Raw genomic sequence first — 13,812 nt, forward strand, 5'->3', positions numbered from 1 at the left:
TTTTCACCTTTTTCGGATCTTGTGGCGCAAATCAAACTATGGGTAAATCACTAGTTATTGTCGAATCGCCGGCCAAAGCTAAGACTATTAATAAATATCTTGGCAAAGAGTTTATTGTTAAATCGAGTGTGGGTCATATTCGTGATCTTCCAACTTCTTCAGCTTCTGATGGTAAGACTGTTACTAAAACAGCAGCAGAAGTCAGAAAAATGTCTCCTGAAGATAAAGCCGCTTACAAAAAGGTGAAAGATAAGCAGGCTTTAGTGAATCGTATGGGCGTTGACCCTGAACACGACTGGAAAGCAAACTATCAAATCCTTCCTGGTAAAGAGAAGGTTGTGAAAGAATTGCAAGCATTAGCTGAAAATGCTGACACTATCTATCTCGCAACCGATTTGGACCGCGAAGGGGAAGCCATTGCATGGCATTTACAACAAGTGATTGGTGGTGACGATAGTCGCTATCAGCGTGTTGTATTTAACGAAATTACCAAAACGGCAATTCAAGACGCATTTAGTCAACCGTCAACACTGAACACCAATATGGTGAATGCACAGCAAGCTCGTCGATTTTTAGATCGTGTGGTGGGCTTTATGGTGTCACCATTATTGTGGAAAAAAGTGGCGCGAGGGTTGTCTGCTGGTCGTGTTCAGTCTGTAGCGACTCGGTTAGTCGTTGAGCGTGAAGGTGAAATTAAGGCGTTTGTACCAGAAGAGTTCTGGGACGTTAACGCTAAACTTCATACCGATGCTAATGAAGCCTTGATCATGGAAGTGGTTAAGTTCAAAGGTGAGTCGTTTAAGCCGCTAAATGAGCAACAAGCTCAAGTGGCTGTGCAAGCGTTGACATCGGCAAGTTACAGTGTTCTAGCACGTGAAGACCGTGCGACATCAAGTAAGCCATCAGCCCCTTATATTACCTCAACCTTGCAACAGGCTGCGAGTACCCGTCTAGGTTTTGGTGTTAAGAAAACCATGATGATGGCGCAGCGTTTATATGAAGCGGGTCATATTACCTATATGCGTACCGACTCAACTAACTTGAGCCAAGAGGCACTTGATAGTGTACGTGAGATGATTGGTAGTGAGTTTGGTGAGAAGTATTTACCTAAGGATCCAATCCGTTACGGTAGTAAAGAGGGCGCGCAAGAGGCGCACGAAGCGATTCGTCCATCAAATGTTGCTGTGACTTCTGCTTCACTTTCAGATATGGAACGTGATGCGCAGCGTTTATATGAATTAATCTGGCGTCAATTTGTGTCGTGTCAGATGACACCTGCAAAATATGATGCAACTAAATTAACGGTTGCTGCTGCGGGCTACGAATTACGCGCAACAGGCCGTACTTTGCGTTTTGATGGTTGGACACGTGTACAGCCGCAAATGCAAAAGAAAAATGATGAGCAAGCGACACTACCTCATGTAGAGCAGGGTCAAGTGCTGAACTTGGATGAAATCTTGCCGAAACAACACTTTACTAAGCCGCCAGCTCGTTTTAGCGAAGCGTCATTAGTTAAAGAGTTAGAAAAGCGTGGTATTGGTCGTCCTTCAACTTATGCGACTATTATTTCAACCATTCAAGATCGTGGTTATGTGAGAGTTGAAAACCGTCGATTCTATGCCGAAAAAATGGGTGAAATCGTCAGTGAACGCTTAGTTGAAAGCTTTAAAGAGTTAATGAGCTATGACTTTACTGCGGGCATGGAACAGACATTAGATGATGTTGCTCACGGTGAGTTAAGCTGGAAAAAAGTGTTAGATGGCTTCTATGGCGATTTAACTCAGCAGTTAGCGACTGCAGACTTAGCACCTGAAGAAGGTGGTATGCGTCCTAATGAGATGGTGCTAACCGATATCCCATGCCCAACCTGTGGTCGTCAAATGGGTATCCGTACCGGTACAACCGGGGTATTCCTTGGTTGTTCGGGTTATGCTCTGCCGCCAAAAGAGCGCTGCAAAACAACGATGAACCTAACGCCGGGTGAAGAGGCGATTAGCGATTCGGACGAAGATGCTGAAACTCAAGCACTACGTGCGATGAATCGTTGTAACATTTGTGGTACAGCGATGGATAGCTACCTCATCGATGAAACGCGTAAATTGCATGTTTGTGGTAATAACCCAACATGTGAGGGTTATCAAGTCGAATTAGGTGCATTCAAAATTAAAGGCTATGAAGGTCCATTAATTGAGTGTGATCGTTGTGGCAACGATATGGAGCTTAAGAACGGTCGTTTTGGCAAGTACTTTGGTTGTACTAATAGTGAGTGTAAAAATACCCGTAAGTTGCTTAAAAATGGTGAAGTAGCGCCTCCAAAAGAGGATCCTATTTATCTACCAGATCTTAAGTGTACCAAGTCTGATGCACATTTCGTATTGCGTGATGGCGCAGCGGGTATCTTCTTAGCCGCAAGTACTTTCCCTAAGTCTCGTGAAACGCGTGCACCGTTAATTGAAGAGTTAGTGAAGTACCGTGAGCTATTATGGCCTAAGTATGCGTTTTTAGCCGATGCGCCAGTGGTTGATAGTGAAGGCAACAAGACTGTAGTGAAGTTTAGCCGTAAAACGAAAGAGCAATATGTTGCGAGTGAAGTTGACGGTAAAGCCACCGGTTGGGTCGCTAAACATATTGGCGGCAAGTGGGTTGCTGAAGAAACCAAAAAGCGTAAAGCTAAAAAAGAAGATTAACGCCTAAGCGTATTATGAAAGCCAGTCATTGATGACTGGCTTTTTTGTTTTAATCACCACGTTGTCTTCACAAGCATTGTACATTAAATAGTTATAATCATCATTGTGACTGTTCAGCATTGTTTGGGTGTAATAAGGGAAGTTATTTAGCGTTAATAACGACTAAGTGGTTGTTTAAAAGCATCTATATTTAGTAGTTAAATTGCACTACATCACAAATATGCAAATTCCGACTATCACTATCAGCAGAGTCAGTGAAATTGCTGGAAAACATTTCATAAGGCATTGAGCAAACAGGCATTTTAAGATACTTTACTCGTATAAAATAAACTTGGCTGTCTGTTCTTATTCGGAATTCAGCCTAATATACTGTTATGCCAAAGGAGAATTATAGGGAGTAATGACAAAACTTACATTCTGATTAATGGTATTTCTCTAAAAGAGAGTCTTTTACTAACAGATAATGTTGAATTACAGCCAGCAGACACATCTCATTTAGATTTCTCTACCGCAATAAAAACGTGTACATCTCCAGATGATATTGCAGTCGTAGCTGCTTTTATTCCTCGAATTACAGCTCAGCTAAAGATTACTGCAACCACGAAAAAAGAGTTAACTGTCACAGCTTGGAATAGCTCATGGGATTCACTTTTACTTAGTTCAATATTTCAAACTGAAGTTGGATTCAATTTGCAGTCTGATACTTCCGCCAATGAAATATCAGAGGAGAGCAAGCTAAGAGCGACTAATTTACATATGCATGGTTTAACTGAAAATTCAGCATATGCTCTAACAATCAATGATATTGAATGGATTACAGCTCACTTTAATGATGCTAGACAACTTCTTGAAGAAGATCGCTTCCAAACAGCAGTACATTGTTTGGCTTCTTACAGGTGGCATTCAATGCCAAGAGTTAAATTAGCGGTTTTGTGGGCTGGTATAGAGGGGATGTTTGGTGCAAGTTCTGAGATCCGTTTCAGAATAAGCCTTTATATTGCAAGGTTTCTTCATGCATCTGACTCGGGTGCAAGAAAAGAACTATTTGATTCTGTTAAAAAGCTATATAACTCTCGGTCAAAAGCAGTTCATGGCGCAAAAATTAAAGGCGATCTAAATGTGGCAGTTGAAGAGTCTGCTGAGATACTACGCAATTTAATTAAGCAATGTGCAATCAATAAATCATTACCGAATGAAGATGAACTTGTACCATAAGCAATGGCATAACAAGGCGCTGCAACCGACGGCCAAAACTGTCATTTGTGTTGCAAAAGCCTCAAAAAACTCCATTTTTGTCAGCGGCTGAGCGCGGCGTTAGCGGCACAAGTATAGAACGGAGAAAATTTGAAACTTAAATGTACCACTACAGTCCCGACTAGATCTGACTGCTACCACTTCTGTTTCGGCTCAAATAAGCGTTCTATTTCCGGATTTATTTGTTTGGCATTTTGCTGGGCTTCAATATGTAATTGAGCTTCTGCCTTAATTTCTAATAGCATTTGTTTAATTTGGCTTGCTTTACGTTGTAGGGCGATGTCTCGCGCATTTATTTTAGTTAGACGTGCAATATTGGCTTTTGCTTTGGTGAGTAATTGAATCGCTGAGTCATAGCGCAAAGATTGATAGGCTTCTTGAGCTTGAAAAAGTAATGACTCAATTTTGATATGAATTATCAGTTGTTCAAAACGATTGTTTTCTCTATTAAAAGTTGCAGGCTCTATTTTGCCTTTGGTGTATTCATCTCTAACGATAATATTTAAACAGGATAGAGCTTGGATTAACTGGCGGAATTGTTTTTCATTATTAGGTTGTTTAAATTGCGATAATGATGGGCTGTGATGATGTCGACTCGCAAGTGACGTGATACGAGTGTTAATATCATCTAATGCTTGTTTGTAATTATTCTTTTGTGGTTGCTTACTCAGTGGTATTGCGTGTAAATAGGCTGTTTGTAGACGAGTGTAAAGTATATTGATGACGGCATCGCTTAAAAGTAGCTCTGTTGAATAAGCCAGTATCGTTTGGGTTTCATCAATAATAGCGCGTTGCTGCGCCAATGCTTGACGGCGCTGGCGATCAATTTTTAGTTGTTGTTGTTGGATATGATTAATGACAATAGCGATAGTAATCAAACAGCCAACAAATATTAAGATAACGCTGTAATCCATAGTAAATCCTTTTACAATTTGTCTAATCGTATCTTATGTATGTAACAGTAAGCAAAGTAAAAATAGTCAATTTGTAATAACTAATATCTTTTTGTTAGGTTGTTTCGTATATTTCTAATTGATTAAATTATTGCTTTCGCTTATAACTATTAATTATATAAAACTATTGTACGAAACAACTAGGCGGGGGAGTCGTGATGAAGCTTCAGCAATTAAGGTATATCTCTGAAGTGGTTAATAATCACTTAAACGTATCAGCGACTGCCGAAAACTTATATACATCTCAACCGGGGATCAGCAAACAAGTTCGTATGCTTGAAGATGAGCTCGGTATTCAAATCTTTGGCCGAAGCGGCAAGCATTTAACTCATGTGACTCCTGCTGGCGAACAAGTGATTAATATTGCCAATGACATTTTGGGTAAAGTGGACAGTATTAAGCGGGTTGCTGAAGAGCATACTCAGCCTGATCGCGGTGATCTGAACATTGCCACAACTGATACCCAAGCGCGTTATGCTTTGCCTAATGTCATTGGTACTTTTATTAATCGATATCCTAAAGTGAATTTACATATGCATCAGGGCACTCCATCACAAATTAGTGAGTTGGCTGCTCGTGGTGATGCGGATTTTGCGATTGCAACTGAAGCTATGCACCTTTACCACGATTTAATTATGTTGCCTTGTTATCATTGGAATCGCTCAATTGTGGTTAAAAAAGACCACCCATTAGCGCAATTAAGTAATGTTTCAATTGAAACCTTAGCACAATATCCTATTGTGACTTATGTGTTTGGTTTCGATAGAGCTTCAGAAATTGAACGTGGTTTTAATCAAGCGGGTTTAGAGCCTAGAGTGGTATTTAGTGCAACCAGTGCTGATGTACTTAAAACTTATGTACGTTTAGGGCTGGGGGTGGGGGTGATAGCATCTATGTCTATTGATCCTAAAATCGATGATGATTTAGTTGCCATTGATGCAAGTCATTTATTTGCTTATAGCACCACGAAAATTGGTTTTAGAAAGGGCAGTTTTTTACGTGGTTATATGTATGATTTTATTGAATTCTTTGCCCCACACTTGACTCGTCCAGTGGTGGAGCAAGCGATGGCGCTGCGCGATAATACGTTAATTGAAAAAATGTTTGCCACGACAAAGTTACCGATCCGTTAATGGCGTGATGACATTTCCAAGTTGAATTTGATCATAAAAAATGCCCCAAGGCTTTATAACCTTGGGGCATTTTTATTGTTAAGTGCTCATTAACATTCGACGATATTTACCGCTAATCCGCCTTTAGCGGTTTCTTTATATTTACTGCGCATATCTTTACCCGTGTCCATCATCGTTTTAATGACTTTGTCGAGCGACACTTTATGGCAGCCATCGCCTCTTAATGCCATTCTGGAGGCGTTAATTGCTTTTACTGCGCCCATAGCATTACGTTCAATACAAGGTACTTGTACTAAGCCTCCCACAGGGTCACAAGTGAGGCCTAGATTATGCTCCATACCAATTTCTGCTGCGTTTTCTACATGACCAATGGTACCGCCCATAATTTCGGTTAACGCGCCTGCCGCCATCGAGCAAGCCACGCCAACTTCGCCTTGGCATCCGACTTCTGCCCCTGAAATTGAAGCGTTCTTTTTATAGAGGATACCGATAGCCGCAGCCGTTAATAGATAGCGGCTACAAATATTTCTATCGACAGGTTGGACGAACATATCGTAATAACAAAGTACCGCAGGAATAATACCAGCTGCGCCATTCGTTGGTGCCGTAACGACTCGATCGCCTGCTGCATTTTGCTCATTGACTGATAATGCAAATAGATCAATCCAGTCCATTGCATTGAGTGGATCAACGTTATTACGTCCATCGGCTTGAAGACGGTGATACAGAGCGGGTGCCCTGCGTCTTAATTTTAGACCGCCGGGTAGAATACCTTCTTTGCTATAGCCTTTTTCAACACAATTTTTCATTGTTTGCCAGATATGCCAAAGCTGCTCTGTGATCTGCTCTCGATTGGCAAGGCTAAGCTCATTTTGCATCATCAATGAAGAGATACTTAACCCATTATCACGACAAAGCTGCAGTAATTCGTTGGCGGAGTTAAATTCATTGGGTGCGGCTTCAATCACTGGCGCAGGCGATGCATCTTTTTGGCTTATTTCATCTTCATCTAAGATAAAACCGCCACCGACAGAAAAGTAGGTGCGTTGGTAAACTAGCTTATTATTGTGGTAAGCATATAACGTCATTGCGTTTGCATGTTGGGGGAGGCTTTTACGACGGTGGTAAGTGATGCCATCTGCTCGGCTGAATTTTACGCTTTTACCATTAGCAAGTGTTAGCGTTTGTGTCTGTTCAACCTGTTTTAATATGTCGTCAATGGTATCTGTATCAACAGTTTCAGGGGCTTCACTCATCAATCCTAAAATGACTGCTTTACCCGTCCCGTGGCCTTTACCCGTTTGCCCTAACGAGCCAAAGAGTTCAGCACGTAACTCATCAATATCATTAAAATCATCTCGAGATTTAATATCTTCAATAAACTGATTACCTGCTTTCATTGGCCCAACGGTGTGGGAACTTGATGGGCCGATACCGACTTTGAATATATCAAAAACACTAATCATTACACTTATTCCTTGTCAGATGACAAAAGTTAATTATAGAGGACTCATTAATAATCATCTATCACACCACCTAATGGATGTGATTATTTAACCTGCTACGCTATAAACAGCGTTAATTGCGACTTAGTTGTTCAATGAACATTTGGCGCGATCTTAACTCCGTATTGTGTATCAGATTATACTGTTATAAATTTATCTATTTCGTTGTTTATAAAGTATTTAAGCACATTACTATCACACATTTATAGCCAAAGTACACATGAGTTTTTTTAACGCAAATGGCTAATTTCATGAGTTTTTGTATGCTGATTAGGTGAATTAAGTTAAGGTGCTTTACATAATTGATGTTGATAGCGTTTTCAGAGGATTTTATGAGCTATTTGATGATGGATCTAATGTCTACCACATTAGATGAAACTGAAAAGCCAATGCTATGTCACCCTAAAGTGGGCGGTATTATTTTATTTAGCCGTAATTTTGAAACTAAGCAGCAGTTGATTGAGTTGATTGCTGACGTTAGAGCGGTACGCAGTGACTTGTTGATTGCAGTGGATCACGAAGGCGGCCGTGTGCAACGCTTTAAAGAGGGTTTTACCCATATACCTGCCATGGGCGATATTTTGCCTGCAGTAAATGGGGATATGGCAGTTGCGGCTAATTATGCTCGTGAACTTGGCTTTGTGATGGCAACTGAGTTATTAGCTTGTGATATTGATTTAAGTTTTGCGCCTGTACTTGACCTAAATGGAGTCAGTGAAGTTATTGGACGCCGCAGTTTTAGTGCTGAGCCACAACAAGTGACTGAGCTTGCTAATGCATTTATTGAGGGGATGAATCAAGCGGGCATGGCTGCTGTCGGTAAACATTTTCCGGGTCATGGCAGTGTACAAGCTGATTCACATATTGCGCAGCCAATTGATCATCGCAGTTTTGCTGAAATTGAACAGTTAGATATGCAGCCATTTAAACAGTTAATGGCGCAAAATAAATTACAAGGCGTGATGCCTGCACATGTGATTTATGATGCTGTAGACCCTAATCCCGCAGGCTTTTCTCATTTTTGGTTACAAGATGTTTTACGTCAGTCATTGCAATTTAACGGCGTGATTTTTTCTGACGATTTGGGTATGAAAGGGGCTGCACATGCAGGTGATTATTGCCAGCGTGTACAAGCGGCTTTGGCTGCTGGTTGTGACATGATTCTATTATGTAATGATAATGAAGGCTTACAACAGGTACTTCAACATTGCCAATGGCCTGCAGCAGAGCCGTTACATCCAGCTTCATTACTCAAGCCTGATATGGGCGTTGTTTTACATGCGTTAGAGCAAATAGAACGCTGGCAGGCTGGCGTTAAAATAGCTGAGTTGATCCATGTCTCAACTTAGTTGGTGATGAATGTGATATTGATCGCAAACTGACTAATAATAAGTTAATGCTATGTTACATTTGATTCGCTTTGTTCACTTAATCAGGTAAAGTGACCGGGTAATATTTGACACAGTTTTAATCTAGATTCTTGAAGTTTTTGCAGCTACTTAGTGGCTGCTTTTTTTTGCGAAAATTTATTGTTTAGCCTATTTTTTAATCAGTGAGTGCGATGGAGTAGGTAAATGAAACGAGTACTAATTAATATTATTGGTGAAGTTCAAGGTGTCTATTTTCGAAAGTTTACCCAGCAGAAAGCCCGTGAATTAGGCATTATGGGCTATGTACGTAACCGCGATGATATGAGTGTCGAAGTGCTTGCGCAAGGGGCTGACGTGGCAGTTAATCAATTAATTGCATGGTGTTATCACGGTGCGCCATCTGCGGTTGTTAAAGATGTTGTGATTGAGGAAGATCTTGATAATGATATCTATCTCGATTTTGACATTAGCCCCTAAGGGCTAATGTCAATGTACTTTATTGAGGCTGATCCATTTTTCTTATCTGTAAAATCATGCCCATTTCTGGGTGATCAAAGTAGTGGATTTCACCGCTACGTAAGCGACGGTTTTGCTTAAATGGAATTGAATATAGGAATGGCGTTTGCTTAACCTGTTGCGTTGCTGCATCCATATTGTGTGCATCATCGCTAACCAATACCGTTTTTTCGCCTGGTAAGCGTAAATCTAAATTTGTTTCCACATATAAGTAATGGGCTAAATAAATTTTGATGGTACCGTCAAGTTGCCAGATTGGTTGGTTATTCGTGTCTGCTGCAAACTGGCTTAGGCTTGAAAAACTTGGGATCTCCAAACTCATGCCTGTAGTATCTTGTGCCTGCTGATCATCAGTTAATAAATAACCATGTTGATCATATTGCTTAGAAAAATCATCACCCGCATAAATTCGCATTGGCTTGGCGCTACGACTTGGTAGCATAGGTTGCTGCCATGTCATATGCAGTAGACTGTGAACACCGGGTTGACGTGAAATTTTTGCAATAATGTCATTAAACTCACTTTGACTATTGGCCAATAACACCGCTTTGCCATTCAATTGGGCGTGTGCAGTATGTTCAGCGGCAATAGTCGTCGGCACTTGGCTTGGGTGAGTGCTTTGTGATTCATGCAACATGGCATTGCAGCGATCTGCATCTGTTGCCCATTCATTGGCACTACAGCCCGTTAAATTATGACTAATACCAGTAATATCAGTACTGATCATTGGTGTGATCAGATCAACCGCCTTGCTGGTGTTAATTGGGGTAACAGTTTGCGGCCATTGCTCATTAGTCTGTGTTTGATGTTCAAACAGATAAACTTCCACTTCGTACCAAGGCCCGTTTTTAGCAAAAACGCTGGTTGGTAGCATAAGACTGATGGCAATAATAGCCAATATTTGACGAAACACTATTTATCTCCAAGACGATGTTGCATAAGCTGCTCTAGCAACAGTTTTAACAACGAAAGACGTTCTTTACTTGTTTCTGATACAAGGTTGAACTTTAACTTATTTGGGCCATCCATACGATAGATTTGTGGCTGTTGTTGCAATAATCCAATGATAAACATGGGATCAATACTATGATGATCGCTAAACTCGATACTTCCACCTTTAGCATGCATCTCAATTTTGCTGGCACCAATATTGGTTGCTTGCTGCTGGAATAGGGTGATATCCATCAGGTTTTTAGTTGCCTCTGGCAGTAAACCAAAGCGATCAATTAACTCAACTTTGAGCTCATCCAATTCTTTATTGTTGCGGCAACTGGCAATGCGTTTATATAAAGATAGTCGAATGTTAACGTCACCTACATAATCTTCTGGCAGTAATGCAGGGATGCGTAAGTCGATTAAACATTGTTGACCTAACATTTGTGCTAAAGAAGGCTCTTTACCCTCTTTTAAGGCTTTTACTGCGGATTCCAGCATATCCATATATAGCGTAAAACCAATCTTAGCAATATGACCACTTTGTTCATCACCGAGCAATTCACCTGCACCGCGGATCTCTAAATCTTGAGTCGCAAGCATAAAACCTGCGCCTAAATCTTCTAGGGCATCAATGGCTTCTAGACGTTTTCTGGCATCTGCGTCATACGTTTAGGGTGTGGCGTCATTAAATAAGCGTAGGCTTGGTGATGTGAACGGCCAACACGTCCACGTAATTGATGTAACTGGGCTAAACCAAAATGGTCAGCGCGATCAATAATGATGGTATTGGCCGTGGGAATATCAATACCTGTTTCAATAATGGTGGTACAAACCAGCACGTTAAATTTCTGATGATAAAAATCAGACATCACATGTTCTAGCTCACGTTCACGCATTTGACCATGGGCTGTGGTTACGCGCGCCTCTGGCAACAATGTTCTAATGTTTTCAGCGGTACTTTCAATGGTTTCTACGCTGTTATGTAGATAGTAGACCTGACCACCACGTAAGATTTCACGTAATATGGCCTCACGTACCGTTGCTTGGTCATATTCACGGACAAAGGTTTTTACCGCTAAACGTTTGGCTGGTGGCGTGGCGATAATGGACAGATCGCGCATACCAGACATCGCCATATTCAGGGTGCGTGGAATAGGCGTTGCCGTTAAGGTCAAAATATCTACATTGGCACGCAATGCTTTAATTTTTTCTTTTTGACGTACACCAAAGCGATGTTCTTCATCGATGATCAATAAGCCTAGGTTTTCAAATTTCGCATCTGATTGCAGTAGTTTATGAGTACCAATTACAATATCAACCTTGCCATCGGCTAAATCTTGCATGACTTGATTTTGCTCTTTTGCGGTACGAAAACGTGATATAACTTCAATGCTAATTGGCCAATCGGCAAAACGGTCATTAAAGTTCTGATAATGTTGTTGTGCTAATAGCGTCGTTGGCACAAGAATGGCGACTTGTTTACCATCATTGGCCGCAATAAATGCTGCGCGCATGGCAACTTCAGTTTTACCAAAGCCAACATCACCACAGACTAAGCGATCCATTGCGATCGGTGAGCGCATATCGGTGATAACCGCTTCAATTGCCGTTTCTTGATCAACGGTTTCTTCATAAGGGAAACCTTGGGCGAAGAGGGCATATTCTTCTTCGTCAATACGGCAAATATCGCCAGGTCTAGCTTGGCGACGAGCGTAGACATCTAATAGTTCAGCAGCAACATCGCGAATTTTTTCAATCGCTTTTTTCTTGGCCTTGCTCCAGCTTTCATTTCCCAGTTTATTGAGTGTGGCTGATTCATCTGGGCCTACACTGTAGCGACTGATCATATGTAGTGCTGAAACTGGTACATAGAGTTTGTCACCGCCGGCATATTCTAGGATCAGATATTCTGCAACTAGGCCACCTGTGTCTAAGGTTTCTAAACCTTGATAACGGGCAACACCATGTTCAATATGGACAATCGGTTGGCCAACTTTAAGTTCAGCAAGGTTTTTTATTAACGCGTCGGCACTGATCTGTTTTTGTTTATCACGGCGACGCTGCTGCGAAATTCGTTCACCAAAGAGCTCAGTTTCACAGATTATATTGATGGTTTTTTTGGATTCTGGTGCGAGAATACAGCCTTGAGATAATGGCGAAACTAACAGACCAAGCGGCTGCTTACTGGCAAAGAACTCATCAATATGACTAAACAATACCGGTTTAATATCAATTTTACTTAATAGCTCTAATAGTGCTTCGCGTCGGCCTTCTGACTCGGTACTAAATAAGGTGCGGTGACTTTGTTGTTGATAAAAGTCTGATAATGCGATTAATGGCTGCTTAAGTTTATGATTGGCCGTTAATACCGGTAGCGGCGCTGCATCAACTTGTTTGGCTCTTTTATCATCACTTTGACGCCATAATTGGTAACGTGGTAGTGGTTTAAATTGAGCAAACAGTTCTTCAGTTAATAGGTATAGTTCTTGTGGCTTTAATAATGGTCTATGGTTATCGATTGAACGCTCTTGATAACGCTGTTGAATTTCAACTAAATGACCGTTAGCGGCGGTTTCAATATCATCGATATTGACCAACTGGGTGTTTTCTTTCGGTAAATAATCAAATAGCGTCGCAGTATTATCAAAAAATAGTGGTAGGTAATTTTCAATGCCTGCGGGCATCATATTACGGCTGACCATTTGATAAATGGACTCTGGTGCTTTGACAATCGTTTCAAAACGGCGACGGTATCTTTGCCTAAAGCCTTCTATCGCATTACTATCGGTTGGAAATTCTTTAGCTGGCAGCATTCTGATACTGTCAACTTGCTGATGCGAACGTTGAGTTTCAGCATCAAAATAGCGAATAGATTCTATTTCATCATCAAACAGCTCAATTCGAATCGGTTCTTTGCTGCCTGTCGGGAAGATATCAAGAATAGCGCCTCTAATAGCAAATTCACCGTGCTCATAAACCTGATCAACCAGATAGTAACCCGTATCCGTCAGATGTTGACGCAGTTGCGATAACTTAAGTAAATTGCCTTTTTTGAGTAGCAGTACATTTGCACTTAAAAAAGATACTGGTGGCAATTTAACCATCAGTGTTGCCACTGGCACAATGACGACACCGTGCGGCAATTGAGTTAGTTTGGCTAAGGTTTCTAAGCGGGCGGCAATCAGATCTTGATGAGGCGAGAAACTGTCGTAAGGCAATGTTTCCCTGTCTGGAAACAGACAAACATCAATGTGTTGCTCACTCAGCAGGTAGCTAAGCTCTGATTCTAATGTCATTGCTGTCGGTGTATCAGGCGTAACCACTAAGGTTACACCTTGGTACTCGCGAACAATGTTGGCTAGGGTAATGGCTTTTGCAATACCGCCATTGGTATTAAGTATCTGAACCTGATGGTTTTTAGGAGCCTTTGGCGGCGTAAATACTGAATAAACTGTCAT

At 41.2% G+C, this 13,812-nt stretch carries 8 protein-coding genes and 1 pseudogene; 5 read left to right on the forward strand and 4 right to left on the reverse strand.

The genetic code is table 11. From position 1 onward, the window contains the following. Positions 1 to 38 precede the first annotated feature (38 nt). Positions 39 to 2,687 carry a type I DNA topoisomerase gene (gene topA, locus JCM15074_RS07120; protein ID WP_025820579.1) on the forward strand — a complete coding sequence of 883 codons (2,649 nt, stop codon included), beginning with the start codon at positions 39 to 41 and terminating at the stop codon, positions 2,685 to 2,687. 690 nt (positions 2,688 to 3,377) lie between these two features. Then, entirely contained in the window at positions 3,378 to 3,902 is a 525-nt protein-coding gene (locus JCM15074_RS24545) for a HEPN domain-containing protein (protein ID WP_025820580.1), read from the forward strand. Positions 3,903 to 4,075: 173 nt separating this feature from the next. Here JCM15074_RS24545 and JCM15074_RS07130 read toward each other — a convergent pair whose 3' ends face one another. Further along, positions 4,076 to 4,855 (reverse strand): hypothetical protein, encoded by a 780-nt coding sequence (locus tag JCM15074_RS07130; RefSeq protein ID WP_025820581.1) that lies wholly within the window; start codon positions 4,853 to 4,855, stop codon positions 4,076 to 4,078. Positions 4,856 to 5,052: 197 nt separating this feature from the next. On the opposite strand from JCM15074_RS07130, the gene cysB reads away from it, so the two are divergent. Further along, positions 5,053 to 6,027, forward strand: coding sequence for an HTH-type transcriptional regulator CysB (gene cysB, locus JCM15074_RS07135; protein WP_025820582.1), 975 nt, complete (start codon positions 5,053 to 5,055; stop codon positions 6,025 to 6,027). Between the two features lie 89 nt (positions 6,028 to 6,116). Here cysB and JCM15074_RS07140 read toward each other — a convergent pair whose 3' ends face one another. Next, a complete protein-coding gene (locus tag JCM15074_RS07140) occupies positions 6,117 to 7,493 on the reverse strand; it encodes an L-serine ammonia-lyase (protein ID WP_025820583.1) in 1,377 nt (458 codons plus the stop codon). 371 nt (positions 7,494 to 7,864) lie between these two features. Here JCM15074_RS07140 and nagZ point away from each other — a divergent pair, with 371 nt between their 5' ends. After that, positions 7,865 to 8,881: a beta-N-acetylhexosaminidase gene (gene nagZ / locus JCM15074_RS07145; RefSeq protein ID WP_025820584.1), complete on the forward strand. Its 1,017-nt coding sequence runs from the start codon at positions 7,865 to 7,867 to the stop codon at positions 8,879 to 8,881. Positions 8,882 to 9,106: 225 nt separating this feature from the next. Next, positions 9,107 to 9,379, forward strand: a complete 273-nt coding sequence (locus tag JCM15074_RS07150; protein ID WP_025820585.1) for an acylphosphatase — start codon at positions 9,107 to 9,109, stop codon at positions 9,377 to 9,379. Between the two features lie 19 nt (positions 9,380 to 9,398). Here the strand turns inward: JCM15074_RS07150 and JCM15074_RS07155 are convergent, their stop codons facing one another. Continuing rightward, entirely contained in the window at positions 9,399 to 10,331 is a 933-nt protein-coding gene (locus tag JCM15074_RS07155; RefSeq protein ID WP_025820586.1) for a peptidoglycan binding protein CsiV, read from the reverse strand. Continuing rightward, positions 10,331 to 13,812, reverse strand: a pseudogene (mfd, locus tag JCM15074_RS21380) (transcription-repair coupling factor). The gene JCM15074_RS07155 and the pseudogene mfd overlap by 1 nt, the downstream one beginning before the upstream one ends.

Source organism: Shewanella marina JCM 15074 (genome assembly GCF_000614975.1).
GTDB lineage: Bacteria > Pseudomonadota > Gammaproteobacteria > Enterobacterales > Shewanellaceae > Shewanella > Shewanella marina.

What these genes read in the sequence shown, in the direction of transcription:
- topA (WP_025820579.1), top strand. Translation starts at nt 39, where the DNA reads ATGGGTAAATCACTAGTTATTGTCGAATCGCCGGCCAAAGCTAAGACT.
- JCM15074_RS07130 (WP_025820581.1), bottom strand. Translation starts at nt 4,855, where the DNA reads ATGGATTACAGCGTTATCTTAATATTTGTTGGCTGTTTGATTACTATC.
- cysB (WP_025820582.1), top strand. Translation starts at nt 5,053, where the DNA reads ATGAAGCTTCAGCAATTAAGGTATATCTCTGAAGTGGTTAATAATCAC.
- JCM15074_RS07140 (WP_025820583.1), bottom strand. Translation starts at nt 7,493, where the DNA reads ATGATTAGTGTTTTTGATATATTCAAAGTCGGTATCGGCCCATCAAGT.
- nagZ (WP_025820584.1), top strand. Translation starts at nt 7,865, where the DNA reads ATGAGCTATTTGATGATGGATCTAATGTCTACCACATTAGATGAAACT.
- JCM15074_RS07150 (WP_025820585.1), top strand. Translation starts at nt 9,107, where the DNA reads ATGAAACGAGTACTAATTAATATTATTGGTGAAGTTCAAGGTGTCTAT.